19 protein-coding genes are annotated in these 20,786 nt (G+C 75.9%); 7 read left to right on the forward strand and 12 right to left on the reverse strand.

Annotated features, from left to right (window positions below; all coding sequences use genetic code 11):
* Window positions 1-23 precede the first annotated feature (23 nt).
* A complete protein-coding gene (locus ACGFNF_RS07100; protein ID WP_357576409.1) occupies window positions 24-4,553 on the reverse strand; it encodes a HAMP domain-containing protein in 4,530 nt (1,509 codons plus the stop codon).
* 333 nt (window positions 4,554-4,886) lie between these two features.
* Here ACGFNF_RS07100 and ACGFNF_RS07105 point away from each other — a divergent pair, with 333 nt between their 5' ends.
* Window positions 4,887-6,023, forward strand: a complete 1,137-nt coding sequence (locus ACGFNF_RS07105; RefSeq protein WP_357576394.1) for an FUSC family protein — start codon at window positions 4,887-4,889, stop codon at window positions 6,021-6,023.
* Here the strand turns inward: ACGFNF_RS07105 and ACGFNF_RS07110 are convergent.
* The 7 genes from ACGFNF_RS07110 to ACGFNF_RS07140 form a co-directional block, all read right to left on the reverse strand.
* Complete coding sequence (locus ACGFNF_RS07110; protein ID WP_393166356.1) at window positions 5,990-6,682, reverse strand: RibD family protein; 693 nt, start codon at window positions 6,680-6,682, stop codon at window positions 5,990-5,992. The genes ACGFNF_RS07105 and ACGFNF_RS07110 overlap by 34 nt on opposite strands.
* The gene (ribA, locus tag ACGFNF_RS07115; protein ID WP_357576396.1) at window positions 6,675-7,331 is read right to left on the reverse strand and encodes a GTP cyclohydrolase II; all 657 of its coding nucleotides are present in this window, start codon (window positions 7,329-7,331) and stop codon (window positions 6,675-6,677) included. Before ribA ends, ACGFNF_RS07110 begins: the two co-directional genes overlap by 8 nt.
* An 11-nt stretch (window positions 7,332-7,342) precedes the next feature.
* Window positions 7,343-8,266: a lysylphosphatidylglycerol synthase transmembrane domain-containing protein gene (locus ACGFNF_RS07120; protein WP_393166359.1), complete on the reverse strand. Its 924-nt coding sequence runs from the start codon at window positions 8,264-8,266 to the stop codon at window positions 7,343-7,345.
* 61 nt (window positions 8,267-8,327) lie between these two features.
* Window positions 8,328-9,152 (reverse strand): methyltransferase domain-containing protein, encoded by an 825-nt coding sequence (locus ACGFNF_RS07125; RefSeq protein WP_393166361.1) that lies wholly within the window; start codon window positions 9,150-9,152, stop codon window positions 8,328-8,330.
* On the reverse strand, window positions 9,149-10,186 hold the full coding sequence (locus ACGFNF_RS07130; RefSeq protein ID WP_393166363.1) for a glycosyltransferase family 4 protein: 1,038 nt from the start codon (window positions 10,184-10,186) through the stop codon (window positions 9,149-9,151). The genes ACGFNF_RS07125 and ACGFNF_RS07130 overlap by 4 nt, the downstream gene beginning before the upstream one ends.
* Window positions 10,187-10,585 carry a 6-carboxytetrahydropterin synthase gene (locus ACGFNF_RS07135; RefSeq protein WP_357580963.1) on the reverse strand — a complete coding sequence of 133 codons (399 nt, stop codon included), beginning with the start codon at window positions 10,583-10,585 and terminating at the stop codon, window positions 10,187-10,189.
* Window positions 10,586-10,588: 3 nt separating this feature from the next.
* Window positions 10,589-11,569 (reverse strand): zinc-binding alcohol dehydrogenase, encoded by a 981-nt coding sequence (locus ACGFNF_RS07140; protein ID WP_393166366.1) that lies wholly within the window; start codon window positions 11,567-11,569, stop codon window positions 10,589-10,591.
* A gap of 92 nt (window positions 11,570-11,661) precedes the next feature.
* Between ACGFNF_RS07140 and ACGFNF_RS07145 the strand changes: the two genes are divergently transcribed.
* Together ACGFNF_RS07145 and ACGFNF_RS07150 are read left to right on the forward strand one after the other, a co-directional pair.
* Entirely contained in the window at window positions 11,662-12,447 is a 786-nt protein-coding gene (locus ACGFNF_RS07145) for a CDP-alcohol phosphatidyltransferase family protein (protein WP_393166369.1), read from the forward strand.
* Window positions 12,440-14,215, forward strand: a complete 1,776-nt coding sequence (locus ACGFNF_RS07150) for a sulfatase-like hydrolase/transferase (RefSeq protein WP_393166372.1) — start codon at window positions 12,440-12,442, stop codon at window positions 14,213-14,215. Before ACGFNF_RS07145 ends, ACGFNF_RS07150 begins: the two co-directional genes overlap by 8 nt.
* 77 nt (window positions 14,216-14,292) lie before the next feature.
* Here ACGFNF_RS07150 and ACGFNF_RS07155 read toward each other — a convergent pair whose 3' ends face one another.
* From ACGFNF_RS07155 to ACGFNF_RS07165, 3 genes are all read right to left on the reverse strand, one after another.
* Complete coding sequence (locus tag ACGFNF_RS07155; protein WP_357580965.1) at window positions 14,293-14,838, reverse strand: GerMN domain-containing protein; 546 nt, start codon at window positions 14,836-14,838, stop codon at window positions 14,293-14,295.
* Between the two features lie 161 nt (window positions 14,839-14,999).
* The gene (locus ACGFNF_RS07160) at window positions 15,000-16,355 is read right to left on the reverse strand and encodes a HAMP domain-containing sensor histidine kinase (RefSeq protein ID WP_357580951.1); all 1,356 of its coding nucleotides are present in this window, start codon (window positions 16,353-16,355) and stop codon (window positions 15,000-15,002) included.
* Window positions 16,352-17,026: a response regulator transcription factor gene (locus ACGFNF_RS07165; protein WP_357580950.1), complete on the reverse strand. Its 675-nt coding sequence runs from the start codon at window positions 17,024-17,026 to the stop codon at window positions 16,352-16,354. The genes ACGFNF_RS07160 and ACGFNF_RS07165 overlap by 4 nt, the downstream gene beginning before the upstream one ends.
* A 174-nt stretch (window positions 17,027-17,200) precedes the next feature.
* Here ACGFNF_RS07165 and ACGFNF_RS07170 point away from each other — a divergent pair, with 174 nt between their 5' ends.
* The 3 genes from ACGFNF_RS07170 to ACGFNF_RS07180 are packed head-to-tail and all read left to right on the forward strand — an operon-like array spanning window position 17,201 to window position 18,567.
* Window positions 17,201-17,572, forward strand: coding sequence for a GlsB/YeaQ/YmgE family stress response membrane protein (locus tag ACGFNF_RS07170; RefSeq protein WP_357580949.1), 372 nt, complete (start codon window positions 17,201-17,203; stop codon window positions 17,570-17,572).
* Complete coding sequence (locus ACGFNF_RS07175) at window positions 17,569-18,213, forward strand: STAS domain-containing protein (RefSeq protein ID WP_357580948.1); 645 nt, start codon at window positions 17,569-17,571, stop codon at window positions 18,211-18,213. Before ACGFNF_RS07170 ends, ACGFNF_RS07175 begins: the two co-directional genes overlap by 4 nt.
* A 54-nt stretch (window positions 18,214-18,267) precedes the next feature.
* Window positions 18,268-18,567 carry a BON domain-containing protein gene (locus tag ACGFNF_RS07180; RefSeq protein ID WP_357580947.1) on the forward strand — a complete coding sequence of 100 codons (300 nt, stop codon included), beginning with the start codon at window positions 18,268-18,270 and terminating at the stop codon, window positions 18,565-18,567.
* A 170-nt stretch (window positions 18,568-18,737) separates the two neighbouring features.
* On the opposite strand, the gene ACGFNF_RS07185 is transcribed toward ACGFNF_RS07180, so the two are convergent.
* Window positions 18,738-19,487 carry a DNA-formamidopyrimidine glycosylase family protein gene (locus tag ACGFNF_RS07185; RefSeq protein WP_393166375.1) on the reverse strand — a complete coding sequence of 250 codons (750 nt, stop codon included), beginning with the start codon at window positions 19,485-19,487 and terminating at the stop codon, window positions 18,738-18,740.
* An 86-nt stretch (window positions 19,488-19,573) separates the two neighbouring features.
* Between ACGFNF_RS07185 and ACGFNF_RS07190 the strand changes: the two genes are divergently transcribed.
* Entirely contained in the window at window positions 19,574-20,650 is a 1,077-nt protein-coding gene (locus tag ACGFNF_RS07190) for a spore photoproduct lyase family protein (protein WP_357580945.1), read from the forward strand.
* Window positions 20,651-20,786 lie beyond the last annotated feature (136 nt).

The raw sequence follows: 20,786 nt of genomic DNA on the forward strand, positions 1-20,786 counted from the left end.
CTCGCCCCCGCCGCCGGGACGCCTCAGCCGTGCAGCCAGCGGTGGATGCACTGCAACAGGTCGGCGGCGTCGACCGGCTTCGTGACGTAGTCGCTGGCGCCGGAGGAGATGCTCTTCTCCCGGTCGCCGTGCATGGCCTTCGCGGTCACCGCGATGATCGGCAGGTCGGCGTAGCGGGGCATGGCGCGGATGGCCGCCGTCGCGGCGTAGCCGTCCATCTCCGGCATCATCACGTCCATCAGCACGAGGTCGATGTCGTCGTGGCGCATCAGCGTCTCGATGCCCTGCCGGCCGTTCTCCGCGTACACCACGTCGAGCCCGTGCAGCTCCAGGATGTTGGTCAGCGCGAAGACGTTGCGCGCGTCGTCGTCCACCACCAGCACCTTGCGCCCGGCCAGGTCGTCGGGCAGGGCGTCGACGGCGGGACGGACGTCGGGCAGCACCGGGGCGAACGGCAGCACCCGCTCCGGCGTCACCGCCGTGAGGTGCAGGGCGATCCGCTCGCGCAGGTCGTCCAGGCTGCGCAGGACCTCCAGCGGCCGCTCGTGGGCCAGCGCCTGCAACAGGGCCTGCGAGCCGGCCGGCAGCGGGTGTCCGTGGTACGCCAGCACGGGCACCCCGCGCAGCGCCGGATCGTCGTGCAGCGCCTTCAGCAGATTCGTACCGCCGTCGTCGGGCAGGTCGAGCTGGAGCACCAGGACGTGGTGCCGCCCGGTGGCGAGCGCCTCGACCGCCGAGGCCACGTCCACCGCGGTGGAGATCTCCACCGGCGGGTGGGCGTCGCCCAGGTCCGCCGCGACGCCCTGAGCGAGCAGCGTCAGCAGCCCCTTGTCGTGGCGCTCCAGCACCAGCATCCGGCGAACCTCGCCGGGCTGGAGGGTCACGGCCGGCGGCAGCGCGGCCGGCGGCGTCCACGGCAGGGTGGCCGGCGACGTCCAGGGCAGCGCGCCGGCACGGCCCGCAACCGGCAGCGCGCCGCTCGGGCGGTCGTCCGTGACCGCCGCGTCGCCGGTCCCGGCGGGCACCGGGCCGACGGGCAGGTAGAGGGTGAACGTGCTGCCCCGGCCGAGCACGCTGCGCGCCTGGATCCGGCCGCCGAGCAGGTGGGCGATCTCCCGGCTGATGGACAGCCCGAGGCCCGTGCCCCCGTACCGCCGGCTGGTCGTGCCGTCGGCCTGCTGGAAGGCGTCGAAGATCGCGGTCAGGTGCTGCTCGGCGATGCCGATGCCGGTGTCGATCACCCGGAACGCGAGGACGACGTCCGTCTGGGCGAGCCCCTCGGGCAGCTCGTCCGGCGCGGCCCGCTCGATGCGCAGCCGTACCCGCCCCTTCTCGGTGAACTTGACCGCGTTGGAGACCAGGTTGCGCAGCACCTGCCGCAGCCGCTGCTCGTCGGTGTGCAGCTCGGTCGGCACGCCCGGCCCGGTGCTGATCTCCAGCTCCAGGCCCCGCGGCGTGGTCAGCGGCCGGAAGGTGGCGTCGACGTAGTCGCGCAGCGCGGCCAGCTCGAAGGTCTCCGGGTTGATGTCCATCTTCCCGGCCTCCACCTTGGACAGGTCGAGGATGTCGTTGATGAGCTGGAGCAGGTCCGTGCCGGCCGAGTGGATGACCGTCGCGTACTCCACCTGCTTGGCGGTCAGGTTGCGGTTCGGGTTCTGCGCGAGCAGCTGGGCGAGGATGAGCAGCGAGTTCAGCGGCGTACGCAGCTCGTGGCTCATGTTCGCGAGGAACTCCGACTTGTACTTGGAGGCGAGGGCGAGCTGCTGGGCGCGGGCCTCCAGCTCCTGCCGGGCCTGCTCGATCTCGGAGTTCTTCGTCTCGATGTCGTGGTTCTGCCGGGCCAGCAGGGCCGCCTTGTCCTCCAGCTCGGCGTTGGAGCGCTGGAGCTCCTCGGAGCGGGCCTGCAACTCCTCCGAGCGGGCCTGCAACTCCGCGGCGAGGCGCTGCGACTCGGTGAGCAGCACGTCGGTACGGGCGTTGGCGACGATGGTGTTGACGTTGACGCCGATGGTCTCGGTCAGCTGGTCGAGGAAGTCGCGTTGCACCTCGGTGAAGCGGCTCATGCTGGCCAGCTCGATGACGCCGAGCACCTGGTCCTCGAAGAGGATCGGCAGCACCACCAGGTGCAGCGGGGCGGCGGCGCCGAGGCTGGAGGAGACGGTGACGTAGTCGGCCGGCACGGTGTCCACCACGATGGCCCGCTTGCTCACCGCGGCCTGCCCGACGAGCGATTCGCCGAGGGCGTACCGGCGGCCGGAGGTGTCGTGCCCGTACCCGCCGACGACCCGCAGGCCGGTCCCGCCGGGGCCGTCGTCCACCAGCAGGAACGTGCCGAGCTGCGCGGAGACCAGCGGGGCCAGCTCGTTCATCACCAGACCGGCGACCACGTCCAGGTCGCGGTGGCCCTGCATCAGGCCGGCGATGCGGGCCAGGTTGGTCTTGAGCCAGTCCTGTTCCTGGTTGGTGCGGGTGGTCTCGCGCAGCGACTCCACCATCGAGTTGATGTTGTCCTTCAGCTCGCCGACCTCGCCGGGGGCGTCCACGGTGATGGAGCGGGTCAGGTCGCCGGTGGCCACGGCGCTTGTCACCTCGGCGATGGCGCGCACCTGGCGGGTGAGGTTCCCGGCCAGCTCGTTGACGTTCTCGGTGAGCCGCTTCCAGGTGCCGGAGACGCCCTCGACCTCGGCCTGGCCGCCGAGGCGGCCCTCGCTGCCGACCTCCCGGGCCACCCGGGTCACCTCGGCCGCGAACGAGGACAGCTGGTCCACCATCGTGTTGATGGTGGTCTTCAGCTCCAGGATCTCGCCGCGCGCGTCGACGTCGATCTTCTTGGTCAGGTCGCCCTGGGCCACGGCGGTGGTGACCTGGGCGATGTTGCGGACCTGGCCGGTGAGGTTGTTCGCCATCGAGTTGACGTTGTCGGTGAGGTCCTTCCAGGTGCCGGCCACGTTCGGCACCCGCGCCTGCCCGCCGAGGCGGCCCTCGGTGCCCACCTCGCGGGCCACCCGGGTCACCTCGTCGGCGAACGCGCCGAGCGTGCCGACCATCGTGTTGATGGTCTGGGCGAGCACGGCCACCTCGCCCTTGGCCTCCACGGTGATCTGCCGGCTCAGGTCGCCCTGGGCGACGGCGGTGGCGACCAGCGCGATCGAGCGCACCTGGTTGGTGAGGTTGTTGGCCATCTCGTTGACGTTGTCGGTGAGGTCCTTCCAGGTGCCGGCCACGTTGGACACCCGGGCCTGGCCGCCGAGGCGGCCCTCGGTGCCCACCTCCCGGGCCACCCGGGTCACCTCGTCGGCGAACGCGGAGAGCTGGTCGACCATCGTGTTGATGGTCTCCTTCAGCGCCAGGATCTCGCCGCGCGCGTCGACCCGGATCTTCTGTGTCAGGTCGCCCTTCGCCACGGCGGTGGTCACCTCGGCGATGCTGCGCACCTGGGCGGTGAGGTTGTCCGCCATGACGTTCACCGACTCGGTGAGGTCCTTCCAGGTGCCGGAGACGCCCTTGACGTCCGCCTGGCCGCCGAGGCGCCCCTCGGTGCCGACCTCGCGGGCCACCCGCGTCACCTCGTCGGCGAACGACGACAGCTGGTCCACCATCGTGTTGATGGTGTTCTTCAGCTCCAGGATCTCGCCGTGCGCGGTGACGGTGATCTTCTGCGACAGGTCGCCCCGGGCCACCGCCGTGGCCACCTGCGCGATGCTGCGCACCTGGTCGGTGAGGTTGACCGCCATCGAGTTCACCGAGTCGGTGAGGTCGCGCCAGGTGCCGGCCACGCCGCTGACCTGGGCCTGACCGCCGAGCCGCCCGTCGGTGCCGACCTCGCGGGCCACCCGGGTCACCTCGTCGGCGAACGACGACAACTGGTCCACCATCGTGTTGATGGTGCTCTTGAGCTCCAGGATCTCGCCCCGGGCGTCGACGGTGATCTTCTGCGACAGGTCGCCCCGGGCCACGGCCGTGGTGACCTGGGCGATGTTGCGGACCTGGCTGGTCAGGTTGCCGGCCATGAAGTTCACCGAGTCGGTGAGGTCGCGCCAGGTGCCGGCCACGCCGGGCACCTCGGCCTGGCCGCCGAGGCGGCCCTCGCTGCCGACCTCCCGGGCGACCCGCGTCACCTCGTCGGCGAACGACGACAACTGGTCCACCATCGTGTTGATGGTGATCTTCAGCTCCAGGATCTCGCCGCGCACGTCCACGGTGATCTTCTGCGACAGGTCGCCCCGGGCCACCGCCGTGGCCACCTCGGCGATGTCGCGGACCTGGTCGGTGAGGTTGCCCGCCATGGCGTTGACGGAGTCGGTGAGGTCCTTCCAGGTGCCCGACACCCCGGGCACCTCGGCCTGGCCGCCCAACTGCCCCTCGGTGCCCACCTCCCGGGCCACCCGGGTCACCTCGGAGGTGAACAGCGACAACTGGTCGACCATGCCGTTGAAGACCGTGGCGATCTCCCCGAGCAGGCCGTCGGCGTCCTCCGGCAGCCGGGTGCCGAAGTCACCGTCGCGTACCGCCGTCAGGCCGGCCAGCAGCTGCCGGAGCCCCGGGTCGGCCATCGCCGCGGCCCCTCCGGTCGCCGGGTTGCGCCGCGACGCCGTCTTCTCGACCACCACAACCACCTCGCGCAGCAGCCGGGGGCCCGCCCGCCGGCACAACATCGACCGCGCAAGTATGCACAGCCCGGTCGCCGCACGCGCGCCGGCCGGCACCCCGCGACGCCGGCCGTCCGGCGGCTGTGCAACGGCACGGTTACCAGGGACGCGGCGCGGGTAGAGGCGACCCTCGAACCGGTCCGACCGGAACGGGGACTCGCCGGGGCGGTCCTCGACGCCGGCCCGGCGAGCGGGTCCGGTGTGGAGCGCGCCCCGACCGGAAGAGGGGTGCCGACGGTGCGACAGTGGTGGCGGGGCGCGCGCGGGCGGATCCGCGACGACGGCATGACAGTGGTCGAGCTGACCCTCGCCGCGACCGTCGCCTGGATGCTCGCCGCGCGGGTGATCGGCCACCCGGACCCGTTCTTCGCGCCCACGGCCGCGTTGGTCGTCCTGGGCGAGGCGCGGGGGCGGCGGGTCCGGCAGACGGTGGAGATCCTGCTCGGGGTCGCGGCCGGGGTGCTCGTCGCCGAGCTGCTGGTGTACGCGCTCGGCCCCGGCACCGGCACCGTCTTCCTGGTGCTGCTGCTGACCACCGGCCTGATGGTGGCGATCGGGGCGCGCACCACCCTCGTGGTGCAGGCGGCGGTCTCCGCGATGTACCTGGTGGCGGTCGCCGCGCCCAGCGGCACGCTGATGCCCTTCCGGTTCGTCGACGCGCTGATCGGCGGCGCGGTCGCGCTGGCCGCGAGCCAGCTCCTGGCGGCCCGCGACCCCCTCGCCCCGCTGGTGCGGGAGGCCCGGCAGAGCTTCGCCGACCTCGCCGAGGTGCTCGACGCGCTCGACGACGCGCTCGCCCGCTGCGACGAGACCGCCGCCCGGACCGCGCTGGACCGGGCCCGGGAGCTGGACGACTGCGTGGACCGGCTGCGCACGGCGGTCCGGGCCACCGGGGAGACGCTGCGGTTCCGGGTCCGCCGGCGGCGGCACGTCGGGCAGGTACGGGAGGTGGAGGCGACCGCCCGGCAGCTGGACTACGCCGTGCGCAACGTCCGGGTCCTGGCCCGCGCCGGGGTGACGCTGACCCGGCTGTGCGCCGACACGCCGCCGGAGCTGGGCGACGCGATCCCCGCCCTGGCCGCCGCCGTACGCGCCGCTGGCGAGTCCGTCGCGACCGACCTGACCGGCGAGGACGCCGCCCGGCACGCCGCCCGGGCCGACGAGGCGGCCATGACCGCGGTCCGGGTCGCCGGCCGGCTGCTCGCGTCCGACCCGGCGCTGCCCGTCACGATGATCGTCGGCCAGATCCGGGCGACCGCCATCGACCTGCTGCGCGGGGTCGGCCACGACGACGTCGCCGTGCTGGAGCGGGTGGACGAGGCGCTCGGGGTGGTGCCCGCTCAGGTGGCGTCGCAGCGCTCCGAGAGCGCGTAGCGGACCAGCACGACGTCGCCGATCTGGCGGGTCTCCGCCACCCGCGCCCGGCGGCCGGGATGCCAGGGGAAGCTCCCGTCGCCGACGAACCGGGGCGCCCGCCCGTCACCGACGAAGAACGGGGCCAGGACCAGGTGCAGCTCGTCGGCGAGGCCGGCGGTGAGGAACTGCCCGAGCACGCTCGCCCCGCCCTCCACCATCAGCCGGTCCACCCCCCGGCCGGCCAGGTCCGCCAGCAGCCACGCCGGGTCCACCGGCTCGCCCGCGTCCACGACGGTGGCCCGGCCCGCCAGCCGCTCCCCCGTCTTCGCCACGGCGGGGGTGGCACAGTAGACGATCCGGTCGGCGTCGCCGGTGGTGAAGAAGCGGGCCGTCGGGTCCAGGTCGCCGCAGCCGGTCACCGTCACCTTGGCCGGGGAGGCGGGCAGGCCCCGCGCGACGCGCTCGGCGCGCCGCCGGGCGGAACGGACCACCAGACGCGGGTCGTCGCGGCGGACCGTGCCCGCGCCGACCAGGATCGCGTCGCAGCCCGCCCGGACCGCGTCGACCCGGTCCAGGTCGGCCTCGTTGGACAGCAGCAGCCGCTGCCCGCTCGCGTCGTCGAGGTAGCCGTCCATCGACGTGGCGCAGCTGAGCAGGACGTACGGGCGGTCAGTCACGGACGAGGGGCAGGTCGAGGGCGTGCCCGCCACGCCCGGCCTTCGCCGCCAGGTAGCCGGCGTTCGCCGGGGACAGGTGCACCCCGGTGGGTACGCGCGCGGTGACCGTCACCCCGAGCCGCTGAAGCTGTGCGGCCTTGTCCGGGTTGTTGCTCAGCAGGGCGGCCCGGTCCACGCCCAGGGCGGCGAGCATCTGCGCGGCCACGGTGTAGTCCCGCTCGTCGGGCTCGTGGCCCAGCGCCAGGTTCGCCTCGTAGGTGTCCAGCCCGGCGTCCTGCAACGCGTACGCGTCGAGCTTCGCGTACAGGCCGATGCCGCGTCCCTCCTGCCGCAGGTAGAGCAGGTAGCCGCCAGCGTCGGCGATACGCTCGACCGCCTCGCGCAGTTGGGGGCCGCAGTCGCAGCGCCGGCTGCCGAACACGTCCCCGGTCAGGCACTCGCTGTGCGGGCGGACCAGCGGCGGTGACGGGCGCGCCGTGGCCCTGTCGACGGGGCCGGCCCGGTCGCCCAGGCCGAACGCGAGGTGCTCCCGGCCGTCGACGAGACCGTCGAAGGAGAACACCCGGGCGGTGGTGAGGTATCCGTCGGGGAACCGCAGCGGCACGGTGACCTGCGTACGGACCGTGGCGGCGGGCGGGGATTCGGACATCGGGCTCCTCGTCAGACGGTGCTGGCGGGCACGCGGGCACGGCGGACCAGCAGGACGGCGGCGCCGGGCAGGCTGGCGGCGAGCACCAGGACCCCGTACACCGTGGCGGTGGCGACGCCCTCGGCGGCGCTCAGGCCGGCGGCGCCGAACGCCCACGCGGCCACGCCCTCGCGGGGGCCGAAGCCGGCGACGTTCACCGGCACCCCCATGGCCAGCAGCGCCAGCAGGGTCAGCGGCACCAGCAGGGTCAGCGGCGCGGTGGAGCCGGCGGTGCGCGCGGCCAGCACGAACGTGGCGAGGTGCCCGGCGACGGCCACGGTGGAGGCCACGAGCACGCCCAGCCAGGCGCGGCGGCCGAGCAGCCCGGCGCGCACGTCGGCGACCGCCGCACGCGCCGCACGCGCCCACCGCGACGGTCCGGCGGCGGGCAGGGCGCGGGCCAGCAGGACGACGCCCAGCCCGACGGTGGCCAGCAGCGCCGCCACCGCCGGCAGGTGGGGCCGCACCGGCGACGGGAACGCGGCGAGCACGACCACCGCCACGGCGGCGAGCACGACCTGCCCGGCGACGCGTTCCCACACCACCGCGCGCACCCCCCGGCCGACGTCGCCGACGTCGCGGCCGTGCCGCACCGCCCGGTGCACGTCGCCGAGCACACCGCCGGGGAGAGTCGAGTTCAGGAACACCGCCCGGTAACAGTGCGCGAGCGCCGTCGGCAGCGGCAGCCGCACCCCCAGCCCGTTGGCGACGAGGCTCCACCGCCAGGCGCAGCAGCCCGTGGTCAGCGCTCCGATGGCGACGGCGGCGGCCAGCGCCGGGCCGTCGACCAGGCGGATCCCGGCGAGGAACGGGCCGGCGCCCAGCCAGCCCAGCAGCACGGCCAGCACGCCCCCGCCGCCGAGCGTCCGCGCCCACGGCCAACACCGGCGCGCCACCGGCCGGGCCCGTCCCGGACGCCTGCCCCGCCGGTGGGCGCGCACCGGCGGGCCGCCCGGTTCAGCCACAGCCGGCCAGCAGGTCGAGGTGCTCGACCAGCACGTCGAGCCGGCCGGCGGCGATCTCGGCGCGGCGCCGGCGGGCGTACGCCCGGGTCGGGCCGGTCAGCTCGGGCCGCTGCTCGCAGGCGGCGTCGAGCCAGCCGGTGAACCACTCGCCGGCCAGCTCCGCCCGCTGCGGGCCGAGCCGCCACGGGCTGGGCCGCAGGACCACGTCGACGCCGTGCCGGGCGAACGCCGCCGCGCAGGCGTGCACGGCGTCCGGCCCGAGCAGGGCGCGCCCGTCGACCGTGCGTCGCTGGTGGTCGTTGAACGCGGCGGCGATCCGCCCGTCCCACGGATCCGCCGGGGTGAGCCGCACCCGGCCGGTCACCGACAGGGCCAGCAGGGCCGGGCGGCCCGCCCCGGCGCAGGCCGCGACGAGCCGCTCGATCTCCGCCGCGGTGAGCATGTCCAGCAGCGCGGACGCGGTGACCAGCGACGCGTCGGCCAGGTCGGCGGCGGTCAACCGGGTGAGGTCGCCGCGGCGGACCTCGACGGTGACCGGGCCGCCGTCGCCGGCGGCGGCGGGCATCCCGGCGGCCGCGCGGGCGAGCAGGTCGGCGTCCCGGTCGTGCAGGATCCAGTGCTGCGGGCCGGGCAGCCGCGGCGCGAGCCACCGGCCCATCGCGCCGGTGCCGGCGCCGAGGTCGTGCACCACGAGCGGTCCGGAGCCGGCCAGCCGGGGGCGGACCAGGTCCACCAGCTCCTCGGCGCGGGCCGCCGCGTCGGCGGGCTCCCGCAGCGCCAGCCAGTGCGCGAAGCGCGGCGGCAGGTGCCCGGTCATGCCGCGACCGTCCCGGCCAGCACCGCGCCCGCGACGGTCGCGGGGACCGTCCAGTCGTCGAGCGTGCGCCGCCGCCCGCGCGCCGCCCGGCGCAGCGCCCGACGCAGGTCGGGCTCGCCGAGCCAGCGCCGCAGCGCGCCGGCCAGGGCCGCCGGGTCGTCGGGCGGCACGAGCAGTCCCGGCGCCGCGCCGTCGGGCGCGCGGCCCAGGGCCTCGGGCAGCCCGCCGGCCGCCGTGGCGAGCACCGGCACGCCCCGCACGAGGGCCTCGGTGACCACCATCCCGTACGTCTCCCGGCGCGAGGCCAGCACCAGCAGGTCGGCGGCGGCGTACGCGGCGTGCAGGGCCGCCCCGGTGCGCGGGCCGACCAGGCGCACCCGGTCGGCGAGACCGTGCCCGGTCACCCGCCGCCGCAGTGCCGCCACGAACCCCGGGTCCCGGGTCAGCGGCCCCACGCAGACGCAGCTCCAGGGCAGGTCGGCGACCGCCGCCAGGGCCTCCACCAGCACGTCGTGCCCCTTGTGCGGGGCGAGGGCGGCGACGCAGAGCAGGTTCCCGCCGGCCGCCGACCCGGGCGCGGGCGGGGCCGGGTCCACGCCGGGCCGGGCGACGTGCACGCGGTCGGCCGGCAGCGCGTACCGGTCGAGCAGCCGTCGCCGGGTCCACTCGCTGGTGGTGACGACCGCGCCGGCGGCGGCCAGGGCGGCGGCCTCGGCGTCGTGCTCCAGCGGCAGGTGCACGACGACGACGAGGCGCAGCCGCCGGGCGTGCGGGGCGAGCACCTCCGGCACGCACGAGGCGACCAGCCCGTCGAGCAGGACCGGCGACCCGTCGGGCAGCGCCGCGAGCACCGAGGCGAGCCCGGCGCGCGCCGCCCGGTCGGGGCGGGGCCAGTCGCCGGGCACGGCGTGTTCGCGGACCGTCCAGCCGGCCGCCGCGAGGCCCCGGCAGAGCCGGCGGTCGTAGCCGTTGCCGCCGCTCGGCTCGGCCGGGTCGTCGATGTCGTTCGGCAGCACGACGTGCACCGTCGCCATTCAGAACGACCGTTCGTAGCTGGCCCAGGCGACGTGCGACTCGTGCAGCGTGACGGTGATGCCGGCCAGGGCGCGCGCGCCCGCGCCGAGGTCGCCGGCGCGTACCCGCTCGGCGAGGCGGTCGGCGACCGCGCGGGCCAGCACCTCGGTGGTCGTGTTCACCCCGGCGAAGGCCGGGTCGTCGTCGAGGTTGCGGTAGGTCAGTTCGCCGAGCACCGCCTTGAGCTGTTCGGTGGCCAGCCCGATGTCGACCACCACGCCGTCGGCGTCGAGGTCGGCGCGGCGGAAGGTGGCGTCCACGACGAAGGTCGCCCCGTGCAGGCGCTGCGCCGGGCCGAACACCTCCCCCCGGAAGCTGTGGGCGATCATCATGTGGTCTCGGACGGTCACGCTGAACACGGGTCACTCTCCGTCGTAGGTGATGAGGTGGCACAGTGCGGGCAGGCTGCCGGCGGTCAGCCGGGCCAGCACGTCGGGCAGCTCCGCGAAGCGGGACTCGCCGGTGAGCAGCGCGTCGAAGGCGGGATCGGCGAGCAGCTCCAGGGCGAGCCCCAGCCGGTCGGCGAAGCTGCGGCTGCCCCGTCGGGCCGGCGCGACGGCGCCCACCTGGCTGCCGCGCACGCTCAGCCGTCCGGAGTGGAACGCCCCGCCCAGCGCCAGCGCGACGGTGCGGTCGCCGTACCAGCTCAGCTCGACGACGGTGCCCTCCGGCCGGAGCAGTTCCAGCGAGCGTTGCAGGCCGGCGGCGGTGGCGCTGGCGTGCACCACGAGGTCCCGCCCGCTGGCGGCCTCCTCCGGCGGGGCGAAGCCGACGCCGAGTGCCGCGGCGACGGTCGCCCGGGCCGGGTCGGTGTCGACCAACTCCACCCGCACGCCCGGGAAGCGGGCGAGCAGCGCCGCCACGCAGCAGCCGACCATGCCGCCGCCGACCACGCTCACCCGGTCGCCGACCAGGGGCGCGGCGTCCCAGAGCGCGTTCACCGCCGTCTCCACCGTCCCGGCGAGCACCGCACGGGCGGGCGGCACCGCGTCCGGCACGGGCACCACCGCGCCGGCCGGGACCACGTACGCGGTCTGGTGCGGGTGCAGGCAGAACACGGTCCGGCCGCGCAGCTCGTCCGGGCCCCGCTCGACCACCCCCACGTTGAGGTAGCCGTACTTCACCGGCGCCGGGAAGTCCCCCTCCTGGAACGGGGCGCGCATCGCCGCGTGCTGGTCGGCGGGGACGCGGCCGGCGAAGACCAGCGTCTCCGTGCCCCGGCTGACGCCCGAGTACCGGCTGCGGACGAGCACCTCGTCCGGGCCGGGGTCGGCGAGCGGAGCCGACCGGATCTCACCCTCGCCGGGCGTACGCAGCCAGAAGGCGCGCGCCTCACCGGTCACCGGCTCCTCCTCACCCGCATCCGGAGCGAACCGAACGGCGGTATTTCCCGTAGTTCCTGTCGGATGTCGTCGACAATAGACACGGAGGCACGGTGCCCACGGTTCGAAAAGACCCGGCGATCGGGCTGATCGTCCAGATTGTCCTGCTGGCGGGGCTGGCCGCGACGGTCGGTCTCGGCCCGGCGGGCTGGCTCGTCGGGACCGCGTACGGGGCGACGCTGTGCCTGATCCTCGACCGGGGGCTGCGCCGGTCGGGCTCGTACGCCCTCGGGCCGGCCGACCGGGTGACGCTGGCCCGGGCGCTCCTCGTCGGCGCCGTGACGGCGCTGACCGGGGACGCGCTCGCCCCGGCCGCCGTCGACCGGGCCGCGCCGGTCGGGATGCTGGTCGCCCTCACCGCCGTGGCGCTGGCCCTCGACGCCGTCGACGGGTACGTGGCCCGGCGCACCGGCACCGCCAGCGCGCTGGGCGCCCGCTTCGACATGGAGGTCGACGCGTTCCTCATCCTCGTCCTCGGGGCGGCCGTCGCGCCCGCCGTGGGCGCCTGGGTGCTCGCCCTCGGCGCCATGCGGTACGCGTTCGTCGCCGCCGGATGGGTGCTGCCCTGGCTGCGCCGGCCGCTGCCCCCGAGGTACTGGCGCAAGGTCGTCGCGGCGGCGCAGGGCGTGCTGCTGCTGGTCGCGGCCGCCGGGGTGCTGCCCGGACCGGGCGACGCGCTGGTGCTGGCGGTCGCGCTGGCGCTGCTCGTCGAGTCGTTCGGCCGCGACGTCGGGTGGCTGTGGCGGCGCCGCTCGGACCGGACGGTGCCGCCGGGCGCCCCGCGCCGCCGGATCCGGCCCGCGGCGGTACGCCCCGACCTCGTCGCCGCCCGTGACTGACCGGCACTCGTGGCCGCACGCAACCGGCCGGCCCCCGTCGCCGCCCGGAACCGAGTCGGCCTCGTCGCCGCACACGACCGACCGGCCCCCGTCGCCGCAGGCGACCGAGTCGGCCTCGTCGCCGCCCGGGACCGGACGGGCGGCTGTCGGGGCGCGCGGCCGTACCTCCGAAGGAGCGGGCGGGAGGCGGCGGGGCGCGGCGCGGGTGACGACCGCGCTGGCCGCCCTGCTCGTGCTCGTCGCCCTGACCGCGCCGCACCAGCCCGCCCGGCTCACGCCCGGCGCGTTCGTGCGGGTACCCCTCGAAGGCCTGCTCGCGGTCGCCGTGCTGCTCGCCCTGCCGGCCCGCACGCGGCGGCCGGTGGCGGCGTTCGTGGGCGCGCTGCTCGGGTTGCTGGCCCTGCTGAAGGTCGCCGACCTGGGCTTCCTCGCGACGCTCGGCCGCCCCTTCGACCTGGTGCTCGACTGGGCCCTGCTCGACGACGCGCTCGGGTTCCTCACCGATTCGGCCGGGCGGGCGGGCGCCGCCGGGGCGGTCGTCGCGGCCGTGCTGCTGCTCGCCGCCGTGCTCCTCGCGACGACGCGGTCCGTGCTGCGGCTGACCCCCCTGCTGGTGCGACACCGCGCCGCCACCCGGCGCACGGTCGCCGCACTCATGGTGGTCTGGCTGGCCTGCGCCACGTTCGGCGTGCGGGTGTCCCCCGGCGTGCCGGTGGCCGACGCCGCCGCGACCGACCTGGTCGGCGACCACGCCCGCCAGGTACGCGACCGGCTGCGCGACCGGGAGGTCTTCGCGGCCCAGGTCGGCGTCGACGCGTTCCGGGACGCCCCCGGCGACCGCCTGCTGACCGCGCTACGCGGCAAGGACGTGGTGGTCGCCTTCGTGGAGAGCTACGGGCGCGACGCGGTGGAGAACCCGGAGTACGCCCCGGGCGTGGGCGCCGTGCTGGCCGACGGGGACCGCCGGCTGCGGGCCGCCGGCTTCGCCTCGCGCAGCGGGTTCCTCACCTCGCCGACCACCGGCGGCGGCAGCTGGCTGGCCCACGCCACGCTGCTGTCCGGCATGTGGGTGGACAACGACCAGCGGCACCGCAGCCTGCTGGCCAGCGACCGCTTGACGCTGGGCGGCGCCTTCCGGCGGGCCGGCTGGCGCACGGTGGGTGTGATGCCGGCCGCCACCCGGCCCTGGCCCGAGGGGGCCTTCTTCGGCTACGAACGCTTCTACGACGCCCGCAGCCTCGGCTACCGGGGGCCGAAGTTCAGCTACGCCCCGATGCCCGACCAGTACACCCTGGCGACCTTCGAGCGCCTGGAACGCTCCCGGGCGGATCGCGCCCCGGTGATGGCCGAGATCGCGCTCGTGTCCAGCCACTCCCCCTGGACGAAGATCCCGCGCCTCGTCGACTGGTCGCGGGTCGGCGACGGGACCGTCTTCCACGGCGAGACCACCGGCAACCCGTCGTCGCAGCCCCGCGCCGGCTACCGCCGGTCCGTCGAGTACTCCCTGGGCACCCTCGTGTCCTACCTGGAGGCCCACGGCGACGACGACCTGGTGCTGGTCTTCCTCGGCGACCACCAGCCCGCCCCGGTCGTCACCGGCGCCCGGGCGAGCCGGGACGTGCCGGTCACCGTCGTCGCCCGGGACCCGGCCGTGCTCGACCGGATCTCGGGATGGGGCTGGGACGACGGACTCCGGCCCGGGCCGCGCGCGCCGGTCTGGCCGATGGACGCCTTCCGCGACCGGTTCCTCACCGCCTTCGGCGGCTGATCCCACCCGCGCGACACCGTGGGCGGCCCGCCCCCGGAGCGCCCGGCGGGCCGCCTCCGCGGCACGGGCCGGTCCCGTCAGCGGGGTGCCACGAGGCCGGCGTAGTCGGCGGCGGTCAGGGGCCGCCGGGACAGCGACCCGTCGGCGCGCGGCACCCCCAGCGGGGCCCCGGCCCGGAAGAAGGCCACGGTGTCGACGTCGGAGCGGGCGGTGAGGGTGCAGACGATCTGCCCGAAGGCGAGGACCTCGTCGCTGCGGCCCGTCTCGTCGCCGGCCCCGCCGAGGTCCACGTCGACCTCGTTGCCCCGCGGCCGGGCGGCGGCGACCGGCACGGCCCCGGGCAGCGCCGTCGTGAGGCCCCGGTCGCGCTCGGTGGCGGTCGGGCCGGCCAGCAGATGCTGGAGCTGGGCGTCGACGGTGGGCGTGCCGTCGACCCGACGCTCGACGCGGACCAGCCGGTCGTCGCTGACGAAGCAGAGGACCTCCGTCGTCCGTCCCGCCGTCAGGGTGGGGGTCGGTGTCGCCACGACCGCCCCCGGCGAGGGGAACGGCCCGGGCGGGGGTGCCACGGCGCGCGGGGCGCGCTCGGTCGGGACGCCGCAGCCGCCCAGCAGCCCCAGCACGACGAGCGCGCCGCCGACGGCCCGCCACCGGCCCGGGCGGCGCGCCCGCCGGCGGGACGCGGGCGGGGGGCTCGCGGGCGCGCGGCCGGTCGCGGCGGGCGGAGGGCTCGCGGGCGCGCGGCCGGTCGCGGCCGGCGACGGTTGCACGGGCGCGCGGCGGGTCACGGCAACACCCCGGGCAGCTCGACCCGGAAGCGGGCGCCCCCGCCGGGGCGGTCGCCCGCGTCGGCCCGTCCCCGGTGCGCGGCGGCGTGCTGCGCGACGATGGCCAGCCCGAGCCCGGTGCCGTCGCCGTCGGCCCGCGAGTGCGCCGCCCGGCCACGGACGAAGCGGTCGAAGATGGGGTCACGGTCCTCCGGCGGCACGCCCGGCCCCTCGTCGTCGACCTCGACGATCCCCGTCCCGTCCCGCTGCGACAGCCGCACGGCCACCGGCCCGCCGCCGTGGCGCAGCGCGTTGTCGACCAGGTTGGCCAGGATCTGCTCGACCCGACGCTCGTCGACCAGCCAGGTGGGCGGGACACCCGCGCCGACCCGGACGAGCGTGGCCGGCAGCCCACGGACCTGACAGGCGCGGCGGGCCAGCGCCGCCACGTCGACCGGTGCCCGGTCCACCGGCTGGTCGCTGCGGGCGAGCTGGATGAGGTCGTCGACCAGCTGCTGGAACCGGGTGATCTCGTCGGCCACGAGGCCGGCGGCGGTGGCGGTGCGCTCGTCGAGGTGGGCCCGGCGGCGGGCCAGGACGCTGGCGGCGGCCGAGAGGGTCTGCAACGGCGAGCGCAGCTCGTGGCTGACGTCGGCGGCGAAGCGCCGGTCCCGCTCGATACGCCGGGAGAGCTGGTCGACCATGTGGTTGAAGGACGTGGAGAGCCGGGTGAGGTCGGGGTCGGTGGTCGCGGCGAGCCGGGCGGAGAAGTTGCCCGCCGCGATCTCCTGCGCGGCGTCGGCCACCGCCGTCAGCGGCCGCAGGCTGTGCCGGGTGGCGTACCAGCCCAGGGCGGCGCCGGACCCGGCGACCACGATGGCCACGGCGGTCAGTGCCAGCGCCAGGACCCGCAGGGTCTGGTCCAGCTCGCGCAGCGACGTCAGCTCGTAGTAGCTGGTGGACGGGGCCAGCGGCAGGCCGACGAGCAGGGTCGGCTGGCCGTTGACCCGGACCCGCTGCACGGCCGGTTCCCCGGCGTGGACGAGCTGTTGCAGGTCGACCGGGATGGCGGCGGTCAGGCCGGCGTCGGCCGTACGGGCGTACCAGTCGTCGCCGCGGTGCAGCAGCGGCCGGCGGTTGCCGCCGGTGTCGAGGGACCGCAGCACCTCCACCACGTCGGGGGCCTCCGTGTCCAGGCCGGTACGCACCACCGCCGCGTCGAAGTACGCCGCCCGCACGGCGGTGCGCTCCCGCTCGTCCAGCAGGGATCGCCTGGTCAGCTCGTACGAGACCAGCGCCATCGAGGCCGACAGCAGCAGCGCGCCGACCGCGAAACCGGCGGACACCCGGGCCCGCAGTCCGAGGCGCCTCACCGGGTCAGCTTGTAGCCGAGGCCGCGCAGGGTGACCAGGTGCCGGGGGTTGCCCGGATCGTCCTCGATCTTCTGCCGCAGCCGACCCACGTGCACGTCGACGAGCCGCTCGTCGCCGGTGTCGTAGCCCCAGACCCGTTGCAGCAGCTGGTGGCGCGACAGCACCCGGCCGGCGTGCTCGGCCAGCTCGCACAGCAGCCGGAACTCGGTGCGGGTGACCGGCACCGGCTGCCCCGCCAGGCGTACCTCCCCGGCGTCCGGGCTGATCTCCAGCTGCCCGAAGGTGAGCACCGCCACCGGCTCGGGCGCCGCCCGGGCCCGGCGCCGCAGGGCGCGCAGCCGCGCCGACAGTTCCTTGATCGCCACCGGCTTGACCACGTAGTCGTCGGCCCCCGCCTCCAGTGCCGCGACGATGTCGTGGGTGTCGTCGCGGGCGCTGACCACCACGATCGGCACGTCGTCGTCGCGGCGCAGCCGCCGGATGCACTCGAAGCCGTCGAGGCCCGGCAGCATCAGGTCGACCAGTACGGTGTCGGCCGGCTCCCGGCGCTGCCGCAGCAGTCCCTCCTCGGCGGTGGCCACGCCCCGGACGCGGTAGCCCTCGTCCTCGAGCGCGAGCAGCAACGCCAGACGGATCCGGTCGTCGTCCTCGATCACCAGCACGTCCGTCATACCGGCATCATCCCCAAGGCGGCGACGGGCGCCCAACCGTGTCCGGCGTTCGGCGGTTTTGTCACGCAACTGTCATACAACCGCGTGACCCGCGCCACGGGCGGCGCCGAGGGTGGTGGGGAAACATCCGTGGGCCGGCTGCCGTCGGCCAGCCGGCCCGGCAGGAGGGACCAGATGACCGTCGCCGGTCTCCTCACCGCGCTCGCCGTCGGCCTCCTCGTCGCCGGGGCGGGCTGGTGGGTGACCCCGCGCCGGCGGGAGGTGCCGGCCTGGCTGGCCCTGGTGGCGGGGATCGTCACCGCGCTGCTCGGCGTCATCCTGGCCCGCATCGTCGGCCTCGACACCGACCGGTCGGGCGCGTGGCGCGTCGGCGTGCCGGCCGCCTCGGCGGTCGTCGGCGTCGCCCTCGTGGCGGTGACGGCCGGTCCCCGGCGCGCCGCCGCCCCGCCGCGCGGGACGGGGCCGGACCTCGACACCGCCCAGACGCCGCCGGTCGCGGGCCGGCGCGTGGCACGGCCCGACCTCCCGTGGAGGAAGACACGATGACCGTCGTACCGGACGAGCACCTGATGACGTTGATCTGCGACAGCTGCGGGGACACGACCACGGGCACCGCCTGCGTCCTGCCCGACGCCGAGGTCGTCTGGACCCTGGTGGCCGAACACGGCTGGAGCGGCTCGCCGTTCGCCACGGGCCCGCACCGCTGTCCCCGGTGCAGCCTGCCGGGTCTCGCGGGCGACGCCACCGGTCAGGGCGGGGTGCCGGGCGTGGACCACCTCGACGACGTCGCGGCGGCGACGGCCGCCGGGAACGTCGACGTCGACACCGCCGACGAGCTGCGGGCCGCCCTGCGGCAGGCGGTGGACGTCGGCGGGCACGTGGTGGTCGACCTGACCCGGGTGCACCTCATCGACGCCGGCGGGCTCGCGCTGCTCGTCCGGGCCCACCGCGACGCCCGGGAGCGTGGCGCCGTGCTCTGCCTGGCCGCTCCGTCCCGTTTCATCCGCACCGTGCTGCACACCATGCGGCTCGACGGGCTGTTCCCGGTCTTCGCGAGCCCGCAGGAGGCGTTCCGGCGGCTCTCCCCGGGCGGGGCAGCTGACACCGCCGGGCTGGCGGCCGTCGCCGCCGGGCCGGATCCGCGCGGTCTCCGTGCGGCGGCGGTGACCGAGGCGTCGTCCCGCTGACCCGATCGCCGGGCCCGGACGGTCCGGCCGCAGACCATCGAGAGGAAGCACGCCATGCTCATCCCTTGGCCGTACCCGGACGAGGGCGCGTTCCGCCCCGAGCCGCCGGGCCCCTCGCCGGACGACGAGGACGGCCGGTTGGCGGCGCTGGTCGCCCAGCGGTTGAGCAGCGACTGGACCACCCGTCGCCAGCAGATCGTGGTGACCGTGCAGAACCGCGTCGTCATCCTCGCGGGCATCGTGGCCGGCCCGGACACCCGGCGGGTGGCCGGCGAGATCGCCTGGGACGTCCGGGGCGTCGCCGACGTCTGCAACGCCCTGCGGCTCGCCGCCCCGCGCCGGCCCCGCCACTGAGCGCCCGCCCCTTCACCGAACGCCCGCCCCTTCACCGAACGCCCGCCCCTTCACCGAACGCCCGCCCCTTCACCGAACGCCCGCTCCCGACGACCGCCGCGGCGTCCGGCCGGGTGGACCGGTCCTCCCGGCCGGAGCCGGTCCCGGCGGGCCGGCGTCCCGGGGACGGGTCAGGCCGCGGGCTGGTCGACCGGGCAGGCGTACGCCGTGCGGCCGCCCAGCTGCCACGTGCGCACCCAGGCGCCGCAGCGCCGGCAGGTCGGCCGCTTGTAGACCCACCGCTCGTCGGGCGCCGCCGGGTCGCTGACCACCTGGCCGGCGTCGCGGCCCAGCGTCAGGTACCCGACGGCAAGCTCCCACAGCTGGCGGGCCGGCGCCGCCCCGACCGCCCGAGCGTCCGGGTCGAGGCCGGCGAGGAAGAGCAGCTCCGCCCGCCAGGCGTTGCCGAGGCCCGCCCACACCGCCTGGTCGAGCAGCGCCGCGCCGACCGCGCCCCTGGCGGCGCCGAGCCGGCGTACGGCGTCCTCGCCGTCGGCGTCGGCACGCAGCGGGTCCGGGCCGAGCGAGGCCCGCAGCGCGCGCTCGCCGTCGTCCGGGAGCGGTTCGCAGCGGATGGGCGCGATCAGGTCGTACGCGACGCCGGCGCGGGCCAGGCGCAGCCGGACGCCCTTGCGGGGCGGGACGGCCGGGTCGTCGTGGCGCAGGAACAGCCCGCGCATCCCGAGGTGCACGTGCAGGGCCGGCGCGTCGTCGACGTGGTAGACCAGGTGCTTGCCGTACGCCTCCACCGCGCGCAACCGCCGCCCGTCGTACGGGCCGGCGTCGAGGCGACCCTGCGGGCTGGACACGGCGAGGACCTGCCCGGCGAGGGCGGCGTGCTGGTCGCGCGCGTACCGGTGGACGAGGTGGCCCTCGGGCATGCGGCCCGGGTACCCGAGGCACGGCCACGAAAACGGCGCGTCCGGGGCGCGGGAACAACGGCGATCGGTCCGCAGTTGCCCCTTTCGTGACCGACGTTGCCCCGCACCCGCGGCTGTTCGACATCCGGCGGATCTACGTGGAGCCGGAGGCCGCCGCGCTGCCCCGTGGTCGGGCCGTGCTGGAGCGCTTTCCCGACGCGGAGCGCGTCGAGGTCGAGAGCCACTCCCGCATCCCGGAGCTGTACGGGGACGAGACGAACGTGGCCCGGTGGGTGCGGATCAAGACGGAGGCCCTGGTGCTGGGGGTCAAGAAGTCCCTCACCGCCCGCCCGAACGGCCGCTCGGCCGACTTCATCGCCCCGTCCACGGCGAACGGCTGCGCGATGGCGTGCGCCTACTGCTACGTGCCGCGCCGCAAGGGCTACAGCAACCCGGTGACGGTCTTCGCCAACATCGACCGGATCACCGGCTACCTGGGCCGGCACGTGGGCCGGCAGGGCGTCAAGGGTGAGCCGAACCAGTGCGACCCCGCCGCCTGGGTCTACGACATCGGCGAGAACTCCGACTGCTCGCTGGACGCCCGCATCTCCGACAACGTCCGGGACCTGGTGACGCTGTTCCGGGGCCTGCCCACGGCGAAGGCCACGTTCGCCACGAAGCACGTCAACCGTGACCTGCTCGACTGGGATCCCCGGGGCCGGACCCGCGTCCGGTTCTCGCTGATGCCGGCCCGCGACGCCAAGCTGCTCGACATCCGGACCTCCCCGGTCGCGGAGCGGTTGGCCGCCGTCGACGACTTCGTCGCGGCCGGCTACGAGGTGCACGTCAACTTCAGCCCGGTGGTGGTCCGCGACGGGTGGCTGGACGACTGGGCCGAGCTGCTCGACCAGCTCGACGACGCGCTCGGGCCCGCCGCCAAGGCACAGCTCGCCGCCGAGGTCATCTTCCTGACCCACAACGACCGGCTGCACGAGGTGAACCTCGGCTGGCACCCGAAGGCCGAGGAGGTCCTCTGGCGGCCGGATCTCCAGCAGCCGAAGCGGTCGCAGACCGGCGGCTGGAACGTGCGGTACCGCACCGGCAGCAAGGGCGCCTACGTGGCGGCATTGACGGACCTGATCGCCGCGAAGGCGCCGTACTGCCGGGTCCGCTACGCCTTCTGACCGGCTCCGACTCACGGAAAAGCAGTTCAGGGCCACCCCATACGGGGTGACCCTGAACTGAAAGATTGTCCGGCGGCGTCCTACTCTCCCACACCCTCCCGAGTGCAGTACCATCGGCGCTGGAGGGCTTAGCTTC

Source organism: Micromonospora sp. NPDC048868 (genome assembly GCF_043198195.1).
In the GTDB taxonomy this organism is placed as follows: domain Bacteria; phylum Actinomycetota; class Actinomycetes; order Mycobacteriales; family Micromonosporaceae; genus Micromonospora; species Micromonospora reichwaldensis.

Excerpts from the sequence above, each read along its gene's own strand:
- ACGFNF_RS07185 (WP_393166375.1), bottom strand. The coding sequence starts at position 19,487 with ATGCCCGAGGGCCACCTCGTCCACCGGTACGCGCGCGACCAGCACGCC.
- ACGFNF_RS07125 (WP_393166361.1), bottom strand. The coding sequence starts at position 9,152 with ATGACCGGGCACCTGCCGCCGCGCTTCGCGCACTGGCTGGCGCTGCGG.
- ribA (WP_357576396.1), bottom strand. The coding sequence starts at position 7,331 with ATGTCCGAATCCCCGCCCGCCGCCACGGTCCGTACGCAGGTCACCGTG.
- ACGFNF_RS07165 (WP_357580950.1), bottom strand. The coding sequence starts at position 17,026 with ATGACGGACGTGCTGGTGATCGAGGACGACGACCGGATCCGTCTGGCG.
- ACGFNF_RS07100 (WP_357576409.1), bottom strand. The coding sequence starts at position 4,553 with ATGGCCGACCCGGGGCTCCGGCAGCTGCTGGCCGGCCTGACGGCGGTA.
- ACGFNF_RS07180 (WP_357580947.1), top strand. The coding sequence starts at position 18,268 with ATGCTCATCCCTTGGCCGTACCCGGACGAGGGCGCGTTCCGCCCCGAG.
- ACGFNF_RS07175 (WP_357580948.1), top strand. The coding sequence starts at position 17,569 with ATGACCGTCGTACCGGACGAGCACCTGATGACGTTGATCTGCGACAGC.
- ACGFNF_RS07130 (WP_393166363.1), bottom strand. The coding sequence starts at position 10,186 with ATGGCGACGGTGCACGTCGTGCTGCCGAACGACATCGACGACCCGGCC.
- ACGFNF_RS07170 (WP_357580949.1), top strand. The coding sequence starts at position 17,201 with ATGACCGTCGCCGGTCTCCTCACCGCGCTCGCCGTCGGCCTCCTCGTC.